Consider the following 21798-nt stretch of genomic DNA (forward strand, 5'->3'; position numbering starts at 1 on the left):
CGTTCATTCCCCCGTCTTCTTTGGTAGGCGTCTCGGTGGTTTTGTCACCTTTGACCCGTCATTCGTCAATTTTAGCACAAGTCGATTCACGAGTGGTTCGAGTTCGTTTCGGACTTGGCGGTAGACGTTCATCGACCCTCCGAACGGGTCATTGATGTCGCGCTCGAGTCCGGTGACGAACTCGTATAACGTGAACGTGCGGTCGGCCAAATCCGGGTACGTGTCCCGAATCTGTTCACGATGCGCCCGTGTCATCGTCATGATGACGTCCGCCCAACGTCCGAGGACATCGTCGAATGTCTGGGTCACGTGATCGAGCTCAATTCCTCGTTCACGCAACACTTGGAGTGCATTTTCTGAGGCGTCGAACCCTTGCATCGTCCGCAGCCCGGCCGAACGAATATCGAACTCGTCCCCCGTCACTTTCGAGCGGAGCAGGGCCATCGCCATCGGGCTTCGGCATGTGTTCCCACTACATATGAATAATACGCGTTTCATTGACATCGCGTGATCCTCCTCTATGTCCTTAAGCCTCTTCCTGTGGACGGATGACTTTACCGCCTGCCGCCTTGTAGAGGCGGTTATATACGGCAAGAGCGACTCCCGTCGGTTCAATCCGATTCACGTAAATCTCTTCTACATCCGTCTCATCAAACTTTCGCAACGCCTCATACAAACGCTGGGCCGCTGTCTCCATCGAAATACCGAGGGAGAGGGTGACGTCCGCCGGGGTCGTCGCTTCATCGAATACGAGTGCGCCAACTCGCTTGCCCGTCGCCTGTCGTGTCGTGATGACACGGACGAGGTCATCGCGTCCTCCTTCGACTAAATAAAGAGGGGCGCTCGGGGCGTAATGGGTGTACTTCATTCCTGGTGATCGTGGCGCAGCTGCTTCATCGCTCAAGTTGGCATCGAGAATGACCGGGCCGATGACCGCCTCAATCGCTTCTTTCGTCACGCCGCCCGGACGTAAAATCATCGCCGGCTCCGTCGTGCAGTCGATCACGGTCGATTCGACACCGATGCCTGTCGGTCCCCCATCCATAATACCCGCGATCCGGCCAGTCAAATCATCTGCCACGTGCCGGGCTGACGTCGGTGATGGACGTCCAGAACGGTTCGCGCTCGGTGCCGCCAGTCCAAGACCGGACGTACGAATCAATTCCAGCGCGGCCGGATGATTCGGCATTCTGAGTCCAATCGAATCAAGACCAGCCGTCACGAACGAAGACGCTCGGCCGTTCGACGGTAAGATGATGGTCAAGGCACCAGGCCAAAACGCTTCCATCAAGCGTCTGGCGACCGGCGGGATGGTTTGCGCGAAATGCTCGGCCTGTTCGACCGAGGCCACGTGGACGATGAGCGGGTTGTCCGACGGTCTTCCTTTCGCCTCGAAAATCTTTTTGATGGCGACGTCGTTCGTCGCGTCTCCGGCGAGTCCGTAGACGGTCTCCGTCGGCATGGCGATCACCTCGCCCGCCTGCAAGAGACGTACCCCTTCCTCAACTTCTGTCGGCTTGATCCATTTCGTTTCCATGCGCAATCCCTTCCCTCACGGCGTAGACGATTCGGTCTTTGCCGTTTATATCTTTTAAAATACCCGTTTCTGCTTCAGGATAACGTTCGGACAGGTACGATTTCACAACTTGTCCTTGATTATACCCGATTTCAAATGCAATCAATTGCCAATCGGCACACAAGACGCGCATCGAGTCGGCGATAATCTTCCGATAAAAATCGAGCCCGTCTGCTCCTCCGAACAAGGCGAGGTGCGGCTCATAGCCTGAGACCGTCTCATCGAGCAGTTCGTCCGCCTCGATATAGGGCGGATTTGAGACGAGCACACGAATCGAGTCGTCGGCAATCGGGGCGAGGCAATCACCTTCATGGAAGGACACGTCCGCCCCGAGCGCTGTTGCGTTCCGCTTGGCGACAGCAATCGCTTCCCGGGAAATATCGACCGTCTGGACGCGGACACCGAGTTCGAGACTTAGCGTGACGGCGATTGCCCCGCTGCCGGTCCCGATATCGACGATGTCATCATCGGCCACGTCGGTCACGTGCTCAACGACCCATTCGATCAACTCTTCCGTTTCCGGGCGCGGAATCAAGACGTCCCGATTGACCTCGAACATCCGCCCGTAAAACGGGGCGTGCCCAATCAAATGCTGGACCGGCTCGCCTGCGAGCAGGCGCTCGAATCCTGTTCGGAATTCAGATTCTTCATCCTCTGTCAATTCGTCGGATAAACGGATGAGCAGTCCCGTCCGATCGACGTCAAGGACGTGCATGAGCCACCACTCCGCGGTCGAGGCATCGCGCCCCGCGTCAAGAAGTTCCCGCTCCGCTTGCTTCAATCTCGCAGCGATTCGCATCAATCCACGTCCTCCATGAGACGAGCCTGTTCGTCCATGACGAGGGCGTCGATGATATCCTCGAGTTCCCCAGCGAGGACGCGGTCGAGCTTTTGAAGCGTGAGTCCGATGCGGTGATCGGTCACGCGGCTCTGTGGGAAGTTATACGTCCGAATCCGCTCCGAGCGGTCCCCTGTCCCGACGGCAGACTTGCGCTGCGCTGACAGTTCTTCGAGGTGTTCGCTCTGCATCTTGTCATAGAGCCGAGCCCGAAGCACTTTGAGTGCTTTGTCTTTATTCTTATGTTGCGACTTCTCATCCTGACATGAGACGACGAGCCCCGAGGGAATGTGCGTCAACCGTACGGCCGATTGGGTCGTGTTGACCGACTGCCCCCCTGGTCCGGACGACGTGAACGTGTCGACACGGACGTCTTTCATATCGATATGCACTTCGACGTCCTCGGCTTCCGGCAATACCGCGACGGTCGCCGTCGATGTATGGATGCGTCCGCCCGACTCGGTCGATGGGACGCGTTGAACCCGATGCGCCCCATTCTCGAACTTCAATTTCGAGTAGGCGCCGGTCCCGTTGATTAGGAACGTCACTTCTTTGAAGCCGCCGAGTTCTGTATAGTTGGCGTCGATCAATTCGGTCTTCCAGTTCTGCCGCTCGGCGAAACGCGTGTACATCTTGTACAGGTCGACTGCGAACAGTGCCGCTTCGTCCCCACCGGCCGCTCCGCGAATCTCGACGATGACGTTCTTGTCGTCGTTCGGGTCTTTCGGCAACAGCAAGACGCGAAGTTTCGCTTCGAGCGCCTTCACTTCCGGCTCGAGGAGCGCCATCTCTTCTTTGGCGAGCTCCCGCATGTCGGCATCAAGTGTGCGATCTTCAAGCATGAGTTTCGCTTCTTTATACGCCGTGCTCGTTTCTTTATAGTGGCGATATGCCTGTACCGTCTCCTCGAGTTGGGACTGTTCTTTTGAATATTGTCGTAATTTATTCGCATCGCTGAGCACTTCAGGGTCAGCGAGCATCTCATTTAATTGCATATAGCGTTCTTCTAATACGCTCAAACGGTCAAACATGATGATCCGTCCTTTCTCCGTCAAATCGAACTGTCTTCATTATAGCAAAAAACGAACCGCCGAGGGCGGTCCGTGGACGTCAGTCGGCCACTGTATGGCGGACTGGGCGTGGTTTATTCGGGACGTCATGACAATGGCGGCAACGCGGCTCATACGACTCCGAGGCACCGACCAAGATGACCGGATCCTCGAAACGGGCCGGTTCCCCGTCAATCAATCGTTGCGTCCGGGAAGCCGGCGCCCCGCATGACAGACAAATCGCCTGCAGTTTCGTGACAAATTCGGCACGTGACAACAGTTCCGGCATCATTGTGAACGGCTCGCCTCGGAAGTCCATGTCGAGTCCAGCGCAGATGACACGTTTGTCTTCTGACGCCAATTGCTCAATCACATCGACGATCCCTTCGTCGAAGAACTGAACCTCGTCGATGGCGATGACTTGCGTCTCTTCGCGCACCGCATCGTACAAATCTTGACTCGATTGAATCGGTACGGCCACGACCGAATTGCCGCTGTGGGAAACGACGTTTTCCTCATGGTAACGGTCGTCAATCGCCGGTTTGAACACTTGGACAGGGATTTTCCCGTAATGCGCCCGACGGACACGGCGGATCAGTTCCTCCGATTTCCCAGAAAACATACTCCCACAAATCACTTCTATCCAACCGTAACGGTTCGTCACATGCATCATTCTACTTCGCCCTCTCCTTCGTTAATCGCTTTCCGATTATAACCATCTTTCGGTCACAGGAAAAGGGTTGACTTCTGACAAAAATCGGAACGGCATGCTCCCGTCCCGATTTCGCTTCATTCGTCTGCCGCTTCTTCTTTTTTATTATCAATCAAATGCAATTTTCGAGCGAGCGGTCGAATCGTCAGCCCGTGTAGTGTCACAGAAATAAAGACCAGTCCGATCGTGAGCGGCAACATTTGTGACGCGTCGTCAATCCCGAGATGCGCCACTTCTTCTGCGAAGAAACCGGCGACTGTCATGGCGACGATTCCACGCGGGGCAATCCATCCGATGAAACCACGTTCGCTGAGCGGAAGCCCGACGCCGATCGTCGATCCATAAATTGCGAGCGGACGAACGAGAAACAAAATGCCGGCAATCGTCAAAAGAAGCGGCCATTGGAAGATGTTGAGCAGTTCATCACGTGATAACGACGCCGTCAGCAGGATGAACACCGACGAGATGAGCAGGATCGAGATGTCCTCTTTAAATGATTGCAACTCTTCGATAATCTCCTCATCTCGATGTTTCGTGTTCGCCATCGTCATCCCCATCGCCGTCACGGCGAGCAGGCCGACTTCATGCATCATGAATTCACTCAATGAGAACAAAATCAAGACGGCCGTCAACGTGACCGAGGCCCGGAGATAGCGAGGGATTTTCTCACCGACAAACCAGCCCATCAACATGTGCCCGAACAAGTAGCCGAGACCGATGCCGACGAGACAAGCACCCGCGAACAAGAGTTGCATCCACAAGTCCATCCCTTCGTAGACGATATAGCCGATGCGGATGACGAACAAGCCGAGAAGGGCACCGACCGGGTCGACGATAATCCCTTCCCATTTCAAGATGGCGCCGACCCGGTCCTTCAAATGCGCTTGGCGCAGTAGCGGGATGACGACCGTCGGCCCGGTGACGACGAACAGCGCCCCCATCGTCCAAGCGGCGACCCAATGGAGACCCCCGACATATTGAATCAACAGCGAGGCCCCAACGAACGACAACGTCACCCCGATCGTCACGATACGGACGATGGACCGGCGGAATTGATTGATTTCACTGAAGTGGAGGCCGAGGCTCCCTTCAAACAAGATGATGGCGACGGCAAATGAAATGATCGGGCTGTACAATTCACCGAGCAGTTCGCGCGGGTCGAACAATCCGAAAATCGGCCCCGCCAAAACGCCTGCGACCGTCATGACGATGATGGCCGGGATTTGATAGCGCCAAGCCAACCACTGTGACAATATACCGACGCCAATCAATACACTGATACTAATCAATATGAATTCCATAAAAGCCCCCTCGCGTCAGTCTTTCATCTCTTTACCCATCGAAAGACAACAAAAAACCGCCAAGGGCAATCCCTAGGCGGTGTGCATACAAGTTGACGATTAGCGTTGGTACTTCTTGTTGAAGCGCTCGATCCGACCGTCCGCAGATGCGAATTTCTGGCGACCTGTGTAGAACGGGTGCGAGTCAGAAGATACATCGACACGGATGAGTGGGTATTCGTTACCATCTTCCATCGTGATTGTCTCGTTAGAGTAACGAGTCGAACCAGAGATGAATTTGAACTCAGTCGTCGAGTCCATGAATACGACTTTACGGTATTCTGGGTGGATTCCTTGTTTCATTGCTTTTCAACTCCTTCGGCCCTAAGTATTCTTTCAACCTAGAGAAAGTTCACTAGAATATAATAGCACCCGGTTCACGGATTTACAAGTCCGTTTTCGTTTTTTTCACCGGGCGTCGACTCTTTTTCTTATCGGCCTCAAGCGCCGCAAAAAAGTCGAGGTTCGTTTTTGTTTCCCGCACCCGGCGCAAGAACTGATCGACGAAGTCTGGCGACTCGTTCATCGTGCGACGAATCGTCCAAAGTGAGTCGAGTTCGCCTTTGCCGAGTAGCAATTCTTCTTTCCGCGTTCCCGAACGACGGATGTCGATGGCCGGGAAAATCCGGCGTTCCGCGAGCTTCCGGTCGAGATGGAGCTCCATGTTCCCCGTCCCTTTGAACTCTTCATAGATGACGTCGTCCATGCGTGACCCTGTGTCAACGAGCGCCGTACCGAGGATCGTCAAACTGCCGCCGTCCTCGATGTTACGGGCCGCCCCGAAGAACTTCTTCGGTTTATGGAACGCGGCCGGGTCGATGCCGCCGGAGAGCGTCCGTCCGCTCGGTGGGACAGACAAGTTATACGCTCGTGTCAGACGCGTGATCGAGTCGAGCAGAATGACGACATCCTTCTTGTGTTCCACGAGACGCATCGCCCGCTCTAAGACGAGCTCTGAAATCCGGGCGTGGTTCTCCGGTGTCTCATCAAACGTCGAGTAGGCGACATCTGCGCCCGGCACCGAGCGCTGGATGTCCGTCACTTCTTCTGGCCGCTCGTCAATCAAGAGAATGATCAACTCGACGTTCGGATGGTTCGTCGTGATCGAGTTGGCAATCTCTTTTAAAAGCGATGTCTTCCCGGCTTTCGGCGGGGCGACAATCAACCCACGCTGTCCAAATCCGACAGGCGCGATCATGTCCATGACGCGGACCGACAAGTGATTCGGCTCTGTCTCGAGCACCATCTGCTGTTCCGGGTAAATCGGCGTGAGCGCCGGGAAGTAATCCCGATTCCGAGTCGAGTCGGTCGTCTCACCGTTGACCGCTTCGACACTGAGCAGCCCTTGGAACCGTTCGTTCTCTTTCGGTTTCCGGACTTTCCCCGTCACGAGGTCGCCGTTGCGAAGATTAAAGCGCCGGATTTGCGAGGCGGCGATGTAGATGTCTTCAGACGATTGAGAGTAGTTGATCGGTCGGAGGAAACCGAAGCCTCCGTCGTTTTGGGACTGCGGGTTTGGCGGGATGATCTCAAGGATGCCTTCGAGGAAATAAAGATCTTTCGATTCAGCCTGTGATTTTAAAATCCGAAACATGAGCTCGCGCTTGCGTGCCTCTCGATATTGGGGCACGTTCACTTCTTTCGCGATTTCATATAATTCTTTCAACGTCTTCGTCTCGAGTTCCCGAAGCGTGTAATTTTTAGCCGGTTCTGTCGTTTGACTCATTCAAGTCACCTGTCTTTCATGATTCTATATTTCAAAAATAAACGTTCAATCCTCATTCATCTAATCACAATTCTGTCGAGCCGTCACTGTTTGAAAAACGGCTTCATGACAGTCTATTCCCCTATTGTTGAAAACATAACAGTCTTTTCCCTTTCTATGTAACAAACAAGTCTCTATTCTCGCATATTGTTTCAAATATGTTACAAGAAAACCGTTTTTGTCTTGTGATTGAAAAATGCCATCGGTCTTGCGCATGATATAGTTTATTTGCACAGGAAACCGGGTAACATCCGCAACTTGTGCTCGACTATTGTTTACACACATCGATCATATACAGCCACTTAGGGTTTTATTTTAAAAAACGGAGGGAAATATATTATGTTAAAGCGTTTCGCATCTATCATTGTCGCTGCCACTCTCGCTTTCTCGGGTCTTGCTTTCACAACAGGTGAACAAGCAGAAGCCGCTACTGGAACATTCGCTTACTCGAAAGTTAACGGCTTGAACATCCGCACAGCACCGTCGCTCAAATCGAAAGTCACGACAACGATGAACAAAGGCCAACGCTATGCATACCTCGGTAAAGTTGGTTCGTTCTACAAAATCAACTACAAAGGGTCTCACCGTTATATCTCAGCTTCATCGACATATACGTACTTGAAGCCAAACACGAAAACAGCAACTGCGAAGAAAGTAACAACGTCTTCTACATCAAGCGCTCGCACGAAACTCGTAGCCGAGTCGAAGAAGTACCTTGGTACACCTTACCGTTACGGTGGAACGACAACTTCAGGATTTGACTGCTCAGGTTACACAGGTCATGTCTACAAAAAAGCCATCAACAAATCAATTCCACGTGATTCACGCTCACAATACGCCAACTCGAAGAAAGTTTCGAAGTCAGCGATTCAAGCCGGCGACCTCGTGTTCTTCTCACACAACGGCCGCACGATCCAACACGTTGGAATGGCACTCAGCAAAACACAAATGATCAACTCTGAGACAGGCGGCGTTAAATACGCGAGCTTCACATCAGGTTACTGGGCACCACGTTATGTCGGTGCTGGCACGTACCTCTAATACAAACGATCAAACGACTCGGTTCATCGGAACCGAGTCGTTTTTTTCGTCTCGACGTTTCGTAACACGGTGTCCGTGCTCGTCAATACGGAAAACGTCCCATCCGTCTCCAAGACGACGGCCTCGACTTGATCGAAATCCGTACCACTCGATCGGATCGCCTGCAACACTTCAATCTCGAGCACCCGTTCCCGGCGCATCATTTCTTTTAAATATATCCCATCATAGTAAAGCAGTGCTGGCGTCGACTTGATCAGTTGATTCACACGTTTCGAGCGGGTTGCCAACTTGGCCATGATGTATTGCATGAACACGAGTGTCGCAAATGCGGTCAACCCGTTCAGTAACGGCGTCTGTTGACTCGTCAGTGTCGTGGCCAAAATCGAACCGAGCGCGACGGTGACGATAAAATCGAAGGCATTCATTTTGGCGAGTGTCCGCTTTCCGGAGACTCGCAAGATGAGGATGATCGCCAAATAGGCCCCCACCCCGGTCAGTATGATTTGTAGCATCGTTCGCAGTTGGTCCATCGTCTCCCTCCTTCTCTACTACTGTTCCACGAAGCGCATCGATTCAATCCCTGTTCATCTTCCGTTCATCTGGATTCGCTACGATGGAGCCATCACCTTGAAGGAGTTGTTCTACGCCATGGAAATGATTTGGAGTCTTCGTTTGATTCGCCTCGCCGCTCTGTTCGGCGTCATCGGGACGGCGCTCGGTTCGCATATGTCGGGGGCCGGCAGTTACGCCTTCCGCCCGATTCAAGCCCATATCTTGCTCGCCGGTTGGTTATCGGCCTTCGCTTGGGGCGTGTTCTATCGTGTCTATTCGGTCCGAAACCAACTGCTCGTGACGATTCACGGATGAACGGCCGTGCTCGGATCGATTGGATTGACGAGCGGGATGTGGCTCTATACGATGAACCCGTTCCAATGGAATGAGACCGTCACCCTCGTCTATTTCATTATCGGGGGCACTGTCTCATTGATCAGTTTCATTCTCTTTTTGATTGTCACGTTTATGATCGACCAGGACGAGCGGGGTTAAATCCTGCTCGTCATTTCTGTTTTAAGGCGCCGCGCGCGTTCGTCGCCGCGAACACGACCATGATGACGCTCATCGCTCCGGCGACGGCGAGTCCAGCCGATAACGCGCTCCAATCGATTGTCGGTTGCGTCAAGACGGCGCGCATCCCTTCAAAGATGTACGTCGTCGGATTGAACGTCGCCGCTACTTTCAGCCACTCGGCCTCAATCAACTCTTTCGGGACGAACGTCGTCGACAAGAAGATAAGCGGGAAGAAGAGTAACGTCCCCGCCTGTGCGGCCTGAGCGTTCCGTGTCTTCAATGCGACTCCGACCGAGTAGCCGGCGAAACCGAGGCCGAACCCGATGGCGAGCAACACCGTGAACAAGAAACCAGGCAGACCGACCGGAATCGACAAACCGAGCAAGAATGCGACGCCAAAAATGAGGAGCGTCTGGACGAGCAGTTGCAACATGCCGGCAATCATCGGTCCGAGCACAATCGCCGTCCGCGTCGCTGGCGTGAGGAGCAACCGGGCGAAGTACCCGCTCTCGATATCACGGACGAGCGCTTGCCCTGTCCCACCGGCCCCACCGACCGCCCCTGAGACGATGGAGACGGGCAAGATGAAGTTCAAATAGGCGCTCCCATCAAACTGAGGAAGCGAAGCGACACTCGACAGCCCGCTCGTGTAAACCAGTAAAAAGAAGACAGAGATGATCAAGTTCGGGATGAACGAGAACGGATTTCGAATCGTCGTGACGAGACTCCGTTTCGTGAAGAGCCATGTCTCAGTCCACATCGGGCACACCTCCTTCGTATGATTCCCCGGTCACTTTTAAAAACACGTCGTCGAGTGACGGCTGTTTCACGGTCAGACGTTCCGGTTGAAGCGAACGCTCATCGAGTTGGCGCACGACTTCCATCAACGTATGGTCGACGAGCTCGAACGCTACGTGTTGCCCGGTCGCCGCATGGCCGAACAGCGCAGCGGCTGCGGCCGCCTCTTGATTGCTGTGGAACGTCATCGCAATCGTCTCGCCGCCGACGAGTCGTTTCAACGCTTCCGCTGTCCCTTCGCTGACGATTTTTCCATGATTAATGATGGCGATCCGGTCGGCCAGTTCGTCCGCCTCTTCTAAGTACTGGGTCGTCAAAAAAATCGTCGTGCCGAACTCCTCGTTGAGCCGTCGAACCTCGTTCCAAATCTCGATACGGCTCACGGGATCGAGCCCGGTCGTCGGTTCATCTAAAAACAACACGGTCGGGCGATGGACGAGCGTGAGCGCTAAATCGAACCGACGCCGCATCCCGCCCGAATATGTGCCGCTTCTCCGGTCGGCCGCTTCGGTGAGCGAGACGACACGAAGCAGTTCCTCGGCGCGCATCTCCGCCTCTTGTTTGGTCATCTTGAACAATCGCCCTTGCAGGACGAGCAGTTCCCGCCCGGTCAATACTTTGTCGATCCCGGTCTCTTACAGGGCGACACCGATGGACAACCGGACGTCTTTCTCTTGCTTGACGACATCGAATCCGTTCACCCGCGCCTTCCCTTCGGTCGGCCGGACGAGCGTCGTCAACATTTGCACGGTCGTCGACTTCCCGGCTCCGTTCGGTCCTAAAAATGCGAAGATTTCCCCTTCCTGGACCGAGAACGAGATGCCATCGACGGCAGGGACATCTCCGAACGTCTTGACGAGTGACTCCACTTCAATCATCCTCACACACCTCCTGCCCCTCCTTTCCCGTTCTGCGTGCATTGTAAATATGTAGGAACACATCAAAAAAGCCGCGGACATCACGTCCGCGACTCGAGAGAATTAAGGTTTCATGACCATTTTCGGTTTTTTCTTCAAGGAGTGGATGCCTTCGACGAAACGGACCGTCCCCGACTTGGCACGCATGACGACCGAATGTGTCTGACCGCCTTGTCCGGTGAACTGAACGCCGCGGAGCAACTCCCCGTCCGTCACGCCCGTCGCCGCGAAGATGCAATCCTCACCTTTGACGAGGTCATCTAGAAGCAAAATCCGGCCCGTGTCGGCGATGCCCATGTCTTGGCAACGCTTCTCTTGGGCTTCGTCTTCAGGAAGCAGACGGCCTTGGAAGTCACCGCCGAGGCACTTCATCGCGACGGCCGCGATGACACCTTCCGGCGCACCGCCCGAACCGAGCAATAAATCGACCCCCGTTTTCGGGAACGCCGTGTTGATGGCCGCGGCCACGTCACCGTCTGGAATCAATTTGATGCGAGCACCGGTCGCCCGGACGCGTTGAATCATCTCTTCGTGACGGTCACGATGTAAGATCGTCACGACGACGTCTTCGACGTTCTTGTTCTTCGCCTTGGCGACGATGGCGATATTCTCTTCAATCGAATTGTCGAGACTGATCAATCCAGCCGCTTCCGGACCTACGGCAATCTTGTCCATATACATGTCCGGCGCGTGGAGCAAATCACCGGCATCGGCGACAGCGAGGACGGCGAGCGCTCCCCACGTCCCCGTCGCGACGATGCTCGTCCCTTCGAGCGGGTCGACGGCGACGTCGAGGCGTGAGCCGTAGCCGTTCCCGACTTTTTCACCGATATAGAGCATCGGCGCCTCATCCATCTCACCTTCACCGATGACGACAACCCCTTTCATCGGGATCGTATCGAACACTTCACGCATCGCGGTCGTCGCCGCGTCGTCCGCTTCTTCTTTCAAGCCTCTACCCATCCAGCGAGCCGAAGATAGCGCTGCCGCTTCTGTGACTCGGACCAATTCCATTGATAAACTACGTTCCACCCGAATTCTCCCCTTTGTTACTCGGACACCTCATCGACCCAGGCGAGGGCGCCGAGTTGTTTTAGTTTGCCGACGAAATCGACATAAGAATCGTTCAATTTTTCCGCATGGATCACCGTGGATTCACCACTCGCTTGAAGTCCTGCCAAGACGAGTGCCGCCCCGCTCCGCGCGTCCGCACATTCCATTTCCGCATTGGCGAGCGTCGTCCCACCACGGATGACGGCCGAAGCGTCCTCGAGCGTGATCTGTGCGTTCATCCGTCGCATTTCCGCGATATGGCGGAAGCGTTGGGCGTACAGTTTATCCGTGACGACACTCGTCCCGTCTGCTTTCAACAGCGCGGCCGACATGATTGGTTGCAGGTCGGTCGGATATCCCGAATAGTGGAAGACACGAATATCAATCGGACGGAAGGCGTTCGCCCGTACTGTAATCGATTCTTCGTCCACTTCGACTTCAGCCCCGTAATCCATCAACTTTTGGATGACACCTTCTAAGTGGGTCGGGATGACGTTTCGAACCGTCACTTCCCCTGCCACAGCACCAAAAATCATGAATGTCCCGGCCTCTAAGCGGTCAGGAATGAGCGTGTGCGTGCAGCCGTGTAATTTGTCGACCCCTTTAATGCGAATCTCATCGGTCCCTGCCCCGATGACATGTGCCCCCATCGAAGTGAGCATCGTTGCGACGTCGACAATTTCCGGGTCGATGGCCGCGTTCTCGATGACGGTCGTCCCCTCAGCGAGCACGGCCGCGAGCATGGCACTCACCGTCGCCCCGAACGAGCGAAGGTCGAGATAAATTCGATTCCCTTCCAATTTTTCGGCGTTCACATGGTAGAGTCCCGATTCGTTCTCGACTTTAATCCCGAGACGTTCGAGTGCTTTCAAATGTAAATCGATCGGTCGTGGACCAATCGCATATCCACCGGGAAGCCCGACGGCCCCTTTCCCAAAACGAGCCGCAAACACCCCGAGCAAATAGACAGCGGCTCGGACTTTACGCGTTTCTGAGCCGAGTAGCGGCATGGCGACAGCGTCTTTCGCATGAAGCGTCATCCGCTCCCCGTCCCGTTCAATCGCGACCCCGAGTTCTTGTAATAGACTGAGCATCACTTCGACGTCCTCGATCACGGGGACGTTCTCAATCGTCACCGGTTCTTCCGTCAACAGTGCTACGACGAGACAAGGCAAGGCGCTCTGTTTGGCACCACTAATGTCAACTGTTCCTTCAAGCTTTTGCTGTCCTACGATATGGAGAATTTCCACGATGATCAAACCTTTCTGCGACAAACTTATTTGGATTGAGCGTTGTTCCAATCCGCTAAGAATTGCTCGATCCCTTTGTCAGTGAGCGGATGTTTCATCATCTGTTCGATGACTTTATATGGTACCGTGGCGATGTCAGCGCCAAGAAGGGCTGCTTTCGTCACGTGAACCGGATGGCGAACGGAAGCCGCGATGATTTCCGTCTCAATCCCATGAATGGCAAAGATATTGGCAATCGTCTCGACAAGATCGAGGCCATCTTGACCGATATCATCCAAACGACCGATGAATGGTGAGACGTATGACGCGCCGGCCCGAGCCGCAAGTAAGGCTTGGTTAGCGTTAAAGATGAGTGTCACGTTCGTCTTGATGCCGAGCTGTGAAAACGTATTGACCGCTTCCATCCCCGCTGGCGTCATCGGTACCTTGACAGTAATATTCGGCGCGATGGCCGCAAGTTCCTTTCCTTCTTCCACCATACCCGCTGCGTCGAGCGCAATAACTTCCGCACTGACTGAGAGATCCCCGACGATCTCACAGATTTCGCGTAGCCGCGTATGGAAATCGACGCCTTCTTTGGCGACGAGCGATGGATTCGTCGTCACGCCCCCGATGACGCCCATCTGATGAGCTTTCTTGATGTCTTCCACGTTTGCCGTATCAATGAAAAAACGCATGTACAATTCCTCCTCGAATGGTGTTGTGATCGCTTACACTTCTTATTATGAGGAAATTGTCATGGAATTGCTACACCCTTTACGTGAAGGCGGCGATGGCGAGCATCGATCCGATGAGTAAACCAACGCCGACAAGCGTCCCCACTGCCGTCCATCGTTTCACGTTTTTTTGTTTTGTCTCATACGCTTGATACGGCCCTTTCTTCAAGCGCTCCGATCCATGCGTCTCGACCCAAAGTCCGACCGCGGTCTCTTCGTCGGTCACGAGGTTGCCTGTATACGTGAACGGGATGATTTCTTCGGGTCGACGGAGCATGTCGAACCGCTCCCGCCGTGTCGCGATGTTCGCCCCGATCCAGTAGAGCCGTTTCGGTGTATAGAAAACTGGCACGCTATCTCCGATAAAATACTGAATCCACTGTTCGAACGCGTCGAGATCGCGTTGGTCGAACAAGATTTCCATTGAATCCTCCTCGGTCATGATGGCGAGCATCGGGCACAACTCGATCGTCCGTCGTCTATAGGGATGCGGCATGGCCGCTTCTGTCTTTCGGACGATGGCCGGGAAGAAGACGACTTGCTTGATCGCATCGAGCGGGAACGATTGCTCGACTGACTCACCTGGCTCGTGCCGATACGTCGTCCCCTCAATATGTGTCGCGGTCACTTCATAGTGCGATCAGTGCCGCTCTTTCCAGAACAGCTGGCGAAACAGTTGCAAGAACCGATACACGCCGTAACCGCCGAGTGCAGTGAGTGACAACAGCGGAATCAACCACGGTTTCGGATTCATGAGGATGAGAATGACCGGAAGCGCGGCAAAGGCCAACGTCATACCAATTATAATGATGGGACCGACGATATAAAAAATGCGCCAAAATGATTCTGTCGAACGTTCTTGATACTTCATGCAAACTCCCCCTTTTCATCTATATACGGTACCCTAACCGCTTATGTTTCAATAAAAAAAGCCGGTTCTCACAGGGAGAACCGACTGATGTGACAGGATTATGCTTGGTTGCTTGAACCGAACTCACGCATTTTGCCAGTAACGACGTTGTAGATCGCTTCGACACCAGGGCCGATGACTTTACGTGGGTCATACACTTTCGAGTCCGTGTTGAGCTTCTCACGTACGGCACGAGTCCATTCTTGTTGGCACTCTGTGTTAACGTTGATTTTGCTGTGACCGAGCTCGATTGCTTTTTTGATTTGGTGCTCAGGAATACCTGAACCGCCGTGAAGAACGAGTGGAGTTTTAGTCGCTTCTGCGATTTCTTCCATCTCTTTGAAGCCGAGTTTTGGCTCGCCTTGGTATTCTCCGTGTACAGAACCGAGTGCTGCCGCAAGAGCGTCAACTTTCGCTTCTTTAACGACACGTACACACTCGTCGAGATCAGCGTATTGTACGCCGCCGACAACGCCGTCTTCTTCGCCGCCGACTGTGCCGACTTCCGCTTCAACTGAAGCGCCTTTAGCGTGTGCATATTCAACGACTTGTTTCGTCATTTCGATGTTCTCATCAATCGGGTGGTGTGAACCGTCGATCATAACAGACGTGAAACCAGCGTCGATCGCTGCTTTACACTTGTCGAAAGATGAACCGTGGTCGAGGTGGATTGCAACTGGAACAGTGATGTTGTAGTCGTGCATGAGACCTTCAGTCATTTTAACAACTGTTGTGAAGCCACCCATGTACTTCGCTGCACCTTCTGATACACCGAGGATAACTGGTGATTTCTCGTCTTCCGCAGCGCGAAGAATCGCTTGCGTCCACTCGAGGTTGTTGATGTTGAATTGGCCGACTGCATACTTGCCTTCGAATGCTTTGTTAAGCATTTCTGTCATTGATACTAATGGCATAATGACATCCTCCTGTCTGTTCGCTATTGTGCACTATGGGAAAAGTGCTCCCGTGCAATTCGTTCCCATTATAACACATGTCGAAACGTGTGCCTATGCTATTCGGGCATATAAATGGCTCTGCGCAAGCGTTTACATATGTCATCTTCGTGACGAATCACTAGATTTTTAGGACTTCTTTCACTTTTTCAATCATGCCATAAATATCGAACGGCTTTTCGAATTGCGCGGTGATGCCCAGGCGTTGCACTTCTTCGAGTGTCGATTTCTCGCCGAACGCGGTCATGATCATGACCGGGGTATCAATGTCTCGTTGACGCATGTTTCGGAGCACCTCATGGCCGAACATGCGCGGCATGTTCATATCGAGCAATACTAAATCATATCCGTTCTGTTCAAGCTTTTCCCAAGCGCTCAGTCCGTCATTCGCCGTGTCGACCTCAATGCCGAGGTTTTGGAACACCTGTGCCAACATCAACCGAATCCCGTCTTGGTCGTCTGCGATCAACATCCGTGACATCCATCTACCTTCTCTCCATATTTTGCAATACTCTAACCATACCAAATCCAATTTCATTTGGCGACGCGACTATTTTGAAATCAAGGCAACGGTATCGCTACCGGTTCATCGGTCTGTTCGTCCTTCAGCTGGGCCGGCACTTCCGACTCGGCTACCGGTTCGTACGCGGTCACCCGTCCCTCATCTTTGACATATACTTTCAAAAAATCACCTTCAGCCAAGCGCGTCGGGTCCTGGAACGTAATCGGGCGTTTCTTTCCATCTTCGTCATAGCCGATCATCTCATACGTGTATGTCGTTCCTCGGTCGATCACTTCCGCGCTCGGTACTTTCGCATAGTAGACGTCGGCAAAGAGCCGATTCGTGTCGACGAATTGCCAGCCGAGAAACAAGATGAGGACGATGCCACTAATCGTAAGTCCTCGTTTCATCGCATATCCCCCACTCTCCTCGTTTCCATCTTGTTCAATACCATCGTGTCCCCATTTCTAAACGTCGGAACGATTGCTATACTGAACTCACTACATGAATGGGAAACGAACTATGAGACATCATCTATGGTACATTCTTTTTTTATTCCTCTTAGGAGGACGCAAGACCACGCTGACGGTCGAGACAGAAGTGTACCGTGAGGACGGTACGTATCTTTGTCTCTATTTGTTCGGTGAACCAGACGTCGTCGAGGCGCTCGACGAACGCATCATGGCGTACTATGAAGAACTGGGCATATGAAAAGGAACCTCGCCGCGGCGAGGTTCCTTTTGGTTCATTTCATTATTCAACGGTCACTGGGACAACGGCGAGATCAATCTCTTTCTCGACTTCGGCCCGTTCTTCGGCGAGACGAGCGTCCGACCATTTGAAGACGTCAGCCATGCAACGGAGCACGCCATCTTTATGGTCGCGGACGAAATCGATGTCGAAGAACATCGCCCCGGTCCGGCGGACGAGGAAGTCGATGGCCCGAACGATCGACTCTTCTTCGATGCCGTACATGAGTTGTGCAAAGACGTACTCTGGAAGGTCGTACGCGTTCGAGTCCATCCGCTCGATGACACGATCGATGTTCGATCCGTATAGACGAACGAGCTGCTCGGCTTTGACGTCATCGAGACCAAGGTTTTTCAGTTCAGCCTTCTTCTTCGTCAAGAAGTCATCGAACCCTTTCGAGCCACCGACATGGCCGCCCGACATCGGCATATGCTTCGTACGCGAGGCGAGGAAGACGATACCTTCTTCTTGTTTGAGCAGTTTCGCCACTAAATCGACGACTGTCTCTGACATCTTGCGGTAACCCGTCAACTTCCCGCCGGCAATCGTAATCAAACCGCTCTCTGACTGCCAGACCTCATCTTTCCGTGAAATCTCAGATGGGTCTTTGCCTTCTTCATAGATGAGCGGACGAATCCCGGCCCAGCTCGACTCGACGTCGTCTGCCGTCACATTGACATCTGGGAACATATAGTGAATCGCCTCTAAAATATAGTCGCGATCCTCGGTCGTCATACGTGGGTGAGCCTTATCCTTATCGAAGAACGTGTCCGTCGTCCCGACGTACGCCTTGCCGTCACGTGGAATCGCGAATACCATCCGTCCGTCCGGTGTATCGAAGTAAATCGCTTGCTTGAGCGGGAATTTCGATTGGTCGATGACGAGGTGAATCCCTTTCGTCAAGCGGAGCATCTTCCCTTTGTTCGAGCCGTCCTGCTCGCGGAGCACGTCGACCCAAGGTCCGGTCGCATTGATGACTTTCTTCGCATAGACCTCATACGTCTTACCGTCGATTTGGTCCTCGACGTGCACGCCGACGACTTTGCCTTGCTCATAGATGAGACCGGTCACTTTCGAGTAGTTCATTAAGAGGGCACCGTGATTGGCCGCCTCTTTCGCAACTTCAATCGTCATCCGAGCGTCATCCGTCCGATATTCGACGTAATATCCGCCACCGACAAGACCGTCTTTTTTGACGAGCGGTGCTTTTTGAATGACTTCATCCGGTTTCAACATCAAGCGGCGCTCTGCGCGTTTGACGCCGGCCAAGAAGTCGTACACCATCAAGCCGACCGCGGTCGAAAGTGGTCCGAACGTGCCGCCCTTATGCATCGGCAACAGCATGCGCTCCGGTGTCGTGACGTGTGGCCCGTTCTCATAGACGATTGCCCGCTCTTTACCGACTTCGGCGACGAGTGCGACTTCGAACTGTTTCAAATAACGTAAACCTCCGTGGACGAGTTTCGTCGAGCGGCTCGACGTTCCGGCCGCGAAGTCTTGCATCTCGAGTACGGCCGTCTTCATCCCACGGGATGCGGCATCGAGCGCAATCCCGGCACCAGTGATGCCTCCGCCGACGACGAGAATATCATGGCGTTCCCCCGTCAATTGTTCGTATCGTTTGGCACGTTCTTTCGCTGAGAAATTTCTGATTTCCATCTTGTCCCCTCCTATAATGAATCCGGTCAGATGTATATGAAAAGAGACCACAACAAAACAAGGCTTCGCCCCCCATGTCGTGGTCTCTCTGTAGTCTCCAACCGGTTATCAACTTTTCTCCTGTATTATACCCTATTCTCACGTCTTCAACCATCGACCCGCTCACCAAGTGTGCAACGTGCTCCTCAGAAAGCGTCCTGCTCGCAATTTCGAAAAGAGACGACTAGACTTCAAGGTATCACCAACAAGGAGGAGTTTTTATGAAACGCATGTTACAACCTTTCCAATTTAAAAACGGCGTCGAGCTCCACAACCGGCTCGTACTCGCGCCGATGACGCACTATTCGTCTGAACCGACGGGTGAAGTGTCAGAGCACGAACTCGCCTACTACCGGAAGCGGGCCAAGAACGTCGGACTCGCCATCACGGCATGTGCTTACGTGACCGAGGACGGCAAAGGGTTCCCGAACGCTTTCGGTGTGAACGACGACAGGTTCATTCCAGGGCTGCGCCAGCTCGCCGAAAGTCTAAAAGCGGAAGGCGCGAAAGCGATTCTCCAAATCTTCCATGCGGGACGCATGTCTCCTCCGGAACTCGTACCGAACGAACAACCGGTAAGCGCAAGTGCCGTCGCACCGGTCCGTGAAGGGGCCGCCACTCCACGTGCCCTCGAGACCGAGGAAGTCGAAGCCATCATCGAGGCGTTCAGCGATGCGACACGTCGTGCCATCGAGGCCGGCTTTGACGGCGTCGAGATTCATGGGGCGAACACATACTTGATTCAGCAGTTCTTCTCACCCCACTCGAACCGACGCGACGACCGCTTCGGCGGCGACGTGAACGCACGTCTCACATTCCCGCGTGAAGTCATCCGCTCGGTGAAACGTGCGGCCGAAGGCACAGACGACTTCTTGATCGGTTACCGCTTCTCACCGGAAGAAGTCGAGGAGCCGGGTATCACGCTCGACGATACGGACATATTGATCGATATGTTGCTCGAAGAAAACCTCGATTACCTCCACGCCTCGCTCTGGAACTTCAACATCGGTTCAATGCGGAACGAGAACGTGACGGAGCGGTCGATTGATCGCATCGCCAAACGCATCAACGGTGCCATCCCGCTCATCGGAGTCGGACAGCTCCAGCGCCCAGGTCAAGTCGAAGACGCACTGAACGTCATCGACCTCGCCGCGCTAGGCCGCGAACTCATCATCGACCCGGATTGGCTCGAGAAAGTGAAAGACGACCGAGAAGACGAGATCGAGACCGAACTCGACTTGAACAAGCAAGCCGAACTCGCCGTACCGGCTCCGCTCTGGAACGCCATCACGACACGCGCCGGCTGGTTCCCAATCAAAGACCAAGAAGTGAAGTAAACAAGAAAACCCGCCAACGAGCGGGTTTTCTCCTGTCATTTGATCGTCAACAGTTCACTCATCGTGACAAATTCATATCCCTCCTCTTGCAAGGAAGCAAGAACACGCGGGAGCCCTTCTGCTGTCGACTCATGAATATCATGCATGAGTACGACTGCGTTCGGATGGATCCCTCCCATGATCAACTCATGCATCTGTGAAGCGTCACGATGACTCCAGTCAAGCGAGTCGACAGTCCACAAGGCGAGCGTCTGTCCTCTCGACTCGATCGTTCGTTCCACCACCTCATTTTTTGAACCATATGGTGGACGGACGAGATGAGCCGGCTCACCGATGATCGCCTCGATTTGAGTGTCGACAGCAGTAAGTTCGACATCGATCGCATCGGCTGATAGTTGTGCCAAGTTTGGGTGATGGTCCGTATGGTTCGCCAATTCATGTCCTGCCGCAGCGACTGCTTTTGCCACATCTGGATAAAATGCCATTTGACTACCGAGCATGAAGAACGTCGCCCGAGCGTCATACTGTTTTAACGCAGCGAGCACCTGTGGCGTCACCGTCGGATGCGGACCATCGTCAAACGTTAAAGCGACATACTTTCCATCTGGGTCAAGCGGTTTCCGATCCGGATATGGCGTCACCACATCTTCTCGATCATTCTTTTCCTCATCCACATCCATCGTAACATACGGTTTGACGACCTCGAACGGGATGTTCACTTCGATGGCCCCAGCCGCCCCAGCTGCTACTTCGTACTCATCAAACCAGACCGTCAGTCCAGACGACGTGAGCAACCAGTTCGTCGTTTCGGGTGTTCTAAGTGCTTCGTCTAAGAGCTCTTCGAATACGTAGTCATTTTTTTGAGCTTCTTCGGACACCACTTTTTTGAACCAGTCTTTCGATTCATTCCCTGTTTGAAATACGTCGTCCCATCCGATCCATTCCCCTGTCGCAACGTCAAATCGAAATACGTTCACCGTTGCCGTGCCGTTTGCACCTCCAGTGAATGCATATGTATGGACAACGAGTGCGTAGACCGTCTCACTCACTCGAACCGTGTCGGTTTGAATATTCAAATGCCCTTGACGCTTATCGTGTTCTACTAGTTCTGCTTCAAATAGTGCTCGTTTTTCTGCTATAAAAGCATCAAGTTTCTCGTTCACTGCATCATGGTCAGTTCTTGGAACCGATATTGCCATCGTATACGCTTTTGTCTGAACGCTTTCGACGGTCAAATAGAGACCAGGATAGTTCCCTGTAAAGGATGGCGTCAGAATTTTTTTCGTTGTCGGGGCAGCATCTGCCATGTAATACCATGTGCCCGCACTAATCAATAAAAACGCGAGCATAATCCACCTATTGCGTTTCATCGTTCTCTCTCCTATTCACAGATCATCTAGACGTTATGAGTTTACCAAATCCAATTCTAGAAAAATTATCAATCTGGCATCAATTATTCATTCAATGCGCTACGATCAATGTGGTTCAATTATGGAAGGAAAGACGCTTACGTCACTATTCCAAA

Annotated in this window: 23 protein-coding genes and 2 pseudogenes; 4 read left to right on the forward strand and 21 right to left on the reverse strand. The window is 53.3% G+C overall.

Going from position 1 to position 21798, the window contains the following annotated elements; all coding sequences use genetic code 11:
* Positions 1–3: 3 nt before the first annotated feature.
* From KNP02_RS04060 to rho, 8 genes are all read right to left on the reverse strand, one after another.
* Positions 4–504, reverse strand: coding sequence for a low molecular weight protein arginine phosphatase (locus KNP02_RS04060; RefSeq protein WP_214708446.1), 501 nt, complete (start codon positions 502–504; stop codon positions 4–6).
* A 22-nt stretch (positions 505–526) separates the two neighbouring features.
* The gene (locus tag KNP02_RS04065) at positions 527–1537 is read right to left on the reverse strand and encodes an L-threonylcarbamoyladenylate synthase (RefSeq protein ID WP_138858770.1); all 1011 of its coding nucleotides are present in this window, start codon (positions 1535–1537) and stop codon (positions 527–529) included.
* Positions 1503–2375 carry a peptide chain release factor N(5)-glutamine methyltransferase gene (prmC, locus tag KNP02_RS04070; protein ID WP_214708551.1) on the reverse strand — a complete coding sequence of 291 codons (873 nt, stop codon included), beginning with the start codon at positions 2373–2375 and terminating at the stop codon, positions 1503–1505. Before prmC ends, KNP02_RS04065 begins: the two co-directional genes overlap by 35 nt.
* A complete protein-coding gene (gene prfA, locus KNP02_RS04075) occupies positions 2375–3445 on the reverse strand; it encodes a peptide chain release factor 1 (protein WP_034780138.1) in 1071 nt (356 codons plus the stop codon). Before prfA ends, prmC begins: the two co-directional genes overlap by 1 nt.
* Before the next feature lie 79 nt (positions 3446–3524).
* The gene (locus tag KNP02_RS04080) at positions 3525–4136 is read right to left on the reverse strand and encodes a thymidine kinase (protein ID WP_021066110.1); all 612 of its coding nucleotides are present in this window, start codon (positions 4134–4136) and stop codon (positions 3525–3527) included.
* A 116-nt stretch (positions 4137–4252) separates the two neighbouring features.
* Positions 4253–5476 (reverse strand): cation:proton antiporter, encoded by a 1224-nt coding sequence (locus KNP02_RS04085; protein WP_214708444.1) that lies wholly within the window; start codon positions 5474–5476, stop codon positions 4253–4255.
* A 99-nt stretch (positions 5477–5575) separates the two neighbouring features.
* On the reverse strand, positions 5576–5818 hold the full coding sequence (locus KNP02_RS04090) for a type B 50S ribosomal protein L31 (protein ID WP_021066109.1): 243 nt from the start codon (positions 5816–5818) through the stop codon (positions 5576–5578).
* 82 nt (positions 5819–5900) lie between these two features.
* Positions 5901–7241, reverse strand: coding sequence for a transcription termination factor Rho (rho, locus tag KNP02_RS04095; RefSeq protein WP_021066108.1), 1341 nt, complete (start codon positions 7239–7241; stop codon positions 5901–5903).
* Between the two features lie 378 nt (positions 7242–7619).
* Here rho and KNP02_RS04100 point away from each other — a divergent pair, with 378 nt between their 5' ends.
* The gene (locus KNP02_RS04100) at positions 7620–8321 is read left to right on the forward strand and encodes a C40 family peptidase (protein WP_214708442.1); all 702 of its coding nucleotides are present in this window, start codon (positions 7620–7622) and stop codon (positions 8319–8321) included.
* 23 nt (positions 8322–8344) lie between these two features.
* On the opposite strand, the gene KNP02_RS04105 is transcribed toward KNP02_RS04100, so the two are convergent.
* Positions 8345–8851: a DUF421 domain-containing protein gene (locus tag KNP02_RS04105; protein ID WP_214708440.1), complete on the reverse strand. Its 507-nt coding sequence runs from the start codon at positions 8849–8851 to the stop codon at positions 8345–8347.
* 118 nt (positions 8852–8969) lie between these two features.
* Here KNP02_RS04105 and KNP02_RS04110 point away from each other — a divergent pair.
* Positions 8970–9368 (forward strand): annotated as a pseudogene (locus tag KNP02_RS04110) (hypothetical protein).
* 10 nt (positions 9369–9378) lie between these two features.
* Here the strand turns inward: KNP02_RS04110 and KNP02_RS04115 are convergent.
* The 10 genes and pseudogenes from KNP02_RS04115 to KNP02_RS04160 form a co-directional block, all read right to left on the reverse strand.
* Entirely contained in the window at positions 9379–10149 is a 771-nt protein-coding gene (locus KNP02_RS04115; RefSeq protein ID WP_138858765.1) for an ABC transporter permease, read from the reverse strand.
* A pseudogene (locus KNP02_RS15115) lies at positions 10139–11146 on the reverse strand (ATP-binding cassette domain-containing protein). Before KNP02_RS15115 ends, KNP02_RS04115 begins: the two are co-directional and overlap by 11 nt.
* 21 nt (positions 11147–11167) lie before the next feature.
* On the reverse strand, positions 11168–12136 hold the full coding sequence (gene glpX, locus KNP02_RS04125) for a class II fructose-bisphosphatase (protein ID WP_214708438.1): 969 nt from the start codon (positions 12134–12136) through the stop codon (positions 11168–11170).
* Positions 12137–12153: 17 nt separating this feature from the next.
* A complete protein-coding gene (murA, locus tag KNP02_RS04130; protein WP_214708436.1) occupies positions 12154–13407 on the reverse strand; it encodes a UDP-N-acetylglucosamine 1-carboxyvinyltransferase in 1254 nt (417 codons plus the stop codon).
* A gap of 26 nt (positions 13408–13433) precedes the next feature.
* Entirely contained in the window at positions 13434–14084 is a 651-nt protein-coding gene (fsa, locus tag KNP02_RS04135) for a fructose-6-phosphate aldolase (protein ID WP_128123504.1), read from the reverse strand.
* A 79-nt stretch (positions 14085–14163) separates the two neighbouring features.
* A complete protein-coding gene (locus KNP02_RS04140; protein ID WP_214708434.1) occupies positions 14164–14751 on the reverse strand; it encodes a hypothetical protein in 588 nt (195 codons plus the stop codon).
* Between the two features lie 12 nt (positions 14752–14763).
* Entirely contained in the window at positions 14764–14994 is a 231-nt protein-coding gene (locus tag KNP02_RS04145) for a hypothetical protein (protein ID WP_214708432.1), read from the reverse strand.
* Between the two features lie 98 nt (positions 14995–15092).
* Positions 15093–15947, reverse strand: coding sequence for a class II fructose-1,6-bisphosphate aldolase (fba, locus tag KNP02_RS04150; RefSeq protein WP_138858762.1), 855 nt, complete (start codon positions 15945–15947; stop codon positions 15093–15095).
* Between the two features lie 160 nt (positions 15948–16107).
* Entirely contained in the window at positions 16108–16467 is a 360-nt protein-coding gene (locus tag KNP02_RS04155; RefSeq protein ID WP_034779266.1) for a response regulator, read from the reverse strand.
* Between the two features lie 80 nt (positions 16468–16547).
* Positions 16548–16898: a YxeA family protein gene (locus tag KNP02_RS04160; protein ID WP_034779268.1), complete on the reverse strand. Its 351-nt coding sequence runs from the start codon at positions 16896–16898 to the stop codon at positions 16548–16550.
* A 112-nt stretch (positions 16899–17010) separates the two neighbouring features.
* On the opposite strand from KNP02_RS04160, the gene KNP02_RS04165 reads away from it, so the two are divergent.
* Entirely contained in the window at positions 17011–17199 is a 189-nt protein-coding gene (locus KNP02_RS04165) for a hypothetical protein (RefSeq protein WP_214708430.1), read from the forward strand.
* 42 nt (positions 17200–17241) lie between these two features.
* Here the strand turns inward: KNP02_RS04165 and KNP02_RS04170 are convergent, their stop codons facing one another.
* Positions 17242–18897 carry a glycerol-3-phosphate dehydrogenase/oxidase gene (locus KNP02_RS04170; protein WP_251129194.1) on the reverse strand — a complete coding sequence of 552 codons (1656 nt, stop codon included), beginning with the start codon at positions 18895–18897 and terminating at the stop codon, positions 17242–17244.
* Positions 18898–19157: 260 nt separating this feature from the next.
* Between KNP02_RS04170 and KNP02_RS04175 the strand changes: the two genes are divergently transcribed.
* A complete protein-coding gene (locus KNP02_RS04175) occupies positions 19158–20273 on the forward strand; it encodes an NADH-dependent flavin oxidoreductase (RefSeq protein ID WP_214708428.1) in 1116 nt (371 codons plus the stop codon).
* A gap of 35 nt (positions 20274–20308) precedes the next feature.
* Here KNP02_RS04175 and KNP02_RS04180 read toward each other — a convergent pair whose 3' ends face one another.
* Positions 20309–21643: a polysaccharide deacetylase family protein gene (locus KNP02_RS04180; protein WP_214708426.1), complete on the reverse strand. Its 1335-nt coding sequence runs from the start codon at positions 21641–21643 to the stop codon at positions 20309–20311.
* Positions 21644–21798 lie beyond the last annotated feature (155 nt).

It is taken from the genome of Exiguobacterium sp. s40 (assembly GCF_018617905.1).
GTDB classification, from domain to species: domain Bacteria; phylum Bacillota; class Bacilli; order Exiguobacteriales; family Exiguobacteriaceae; genus Exiguobacterium; species Exiguobacterium mexicanum_A.

What these genes read in the sequence shown, in the direction of transcription:
- KNP02_RS04085 (WP_214708444.1), bottom strand. Translation starts at nt 5,476, where the DNA reads ATGGAATTCATATTGATTAGTATCAGTGTATTGATTGGCGTCGGTATA.
- fba (WP_138858762.1), bottom strand. Translation starts at nt 15,947, where the DNA reads ATGCCATTAGTATCAATGACAGAAATGCTTAACAAAGCATTCGAAGGC.
- KNP02_RS04180 (WP_214708426.1), bottom strand. Translation starts at nt 21,643, where the DNA reads ATGAAACGCAATAGGTGGATTATGCTCGCGTTTTTATTGATTAGTGCG.
- prfA (WP_034780138.1), bottom strand. Translation starts at nt 3,445, where the DNA reads ATGTTTGACCGTTTGAGCGTATTAGAAGAACGCTATATGCAATTAAAT.
- KNP02_RS04115 (WP_138858765.1), bottom strand. Translation starts at nt 10,149, where the DNA reads ATGTGGACTGAGACATGGCTCTTCACGAAACGGAGTCTCGTCACGACG.
- rho (WP_021066108.1), bottom strand. Translation starts at nt 7,241, where the DNA reads ATGAGTCAAACGACAGAACCGGCTAAAAATTACACGCTTCGGGAACTC.
- KNP02_RS04060 (WP_214708446.1), bottom strand. Translation starts at nt 504, where the DNA reads ATGTCAATGAAACGCGTATTATTCATATGTAGTGGGAACACATGCCGA.
- KNP02_RS04160 (WP_034779268.1), bottom strand. Translation starts at nt 16,898, where the DNA reads ATGAAACGAGGACTTACGATTAGTGGCATCGTCCTCATCTTGTTTCTC.
- prmC (WP_214708551.1), bottom strand. Translation starts at nt 2,375, where the DNA reads ATGCGAATCGCTGCGAGATTGAAGCAAGCGGAGCGGGAACTTCTTGAC.
- KNP02_RS04145 (WP_214708432.1), bottom strand. Translation starts at nt 14,994, where the DNA reads ATGAAGTATCAAGAACGTTCGACAGAATCATTTTGGCGCATTTTTTAT.
- KNP02_RS04100 (WP_214708442.1), top strand. Translation starts at nt 7,620, where the DNA reads ATGTTAAAGCGTTTCGCATCTATCATTGTCGCTGCCACTCTCGCTTTC.
- KNP02_RS04170 (WP_251129194.1), bottom strand. Translation starts at nt 18,897, where the DNA reads ATGGAAATCAGAAATTTCTCAGCGAAAGAACGTGCCAAACGATACGAA.
- KNP02_RS04155 (WP_034779266.1), bottom strand. Translation starts at nt 16,467, where the DNA reads ATGTCACGGATGTTGATCGCAGACGACCAAGACGGGATTCGGTTGATG.
- KNP02_RS04165 (WP_214708430.1), top strand. Translation starts at nt 17,011, where the DNA reads ATGAGACATCATCTATGGTACATTCTTTTTTTATTCCTCTTAGGAGGA.
- KNP02_RS04175 (WP_214708428.1), top strand. Translation starts at nt 19,158, where the DNA reads ATGAAACGCATGTTACAACCTTTCCAATTTAAAAACGGCGTCGAGCTC.
- KNP02_RS04080 (WP_021066110.1), bottom strand. Translation starts at nt 4,136, where the DNA reads ATGATGCATGTGACGAACCGTTACGGTTGGATAGAAGTGATTTGTGGG.
- KNP02_RS04090 (WP_021066109.1), bottom strand. Translation starts at nt 5,818, where the DNA reads ATGAAACAAGGAATCCACCCAGAATACCGTAAAGTCGTATTCATGGAC.
- KNP02_RS04105 (WP_214708440.1), bottom strand. Translation starts at nt 8,851, where the DNA reads ATGGACCAACTGCGAACGATGCTACAAATCATACTGACCGGGGTGGGG.
- KNP02_RS04065 (WP_138858770.1), bottom strand. Translation starts at nt 1,537, where the DNA reads ATGGAAACGAAATGGATCAAGCCGACAGAAGTTGAGGAAGGGGTACGT.
- fsa (WP_128123504.1), bottom strand. Translation starts at nt 14,084, where the DNA reads ATGCGTTTTTTCATTGATACGGCAAACGTGGAAGACATCAAGAAAGCT.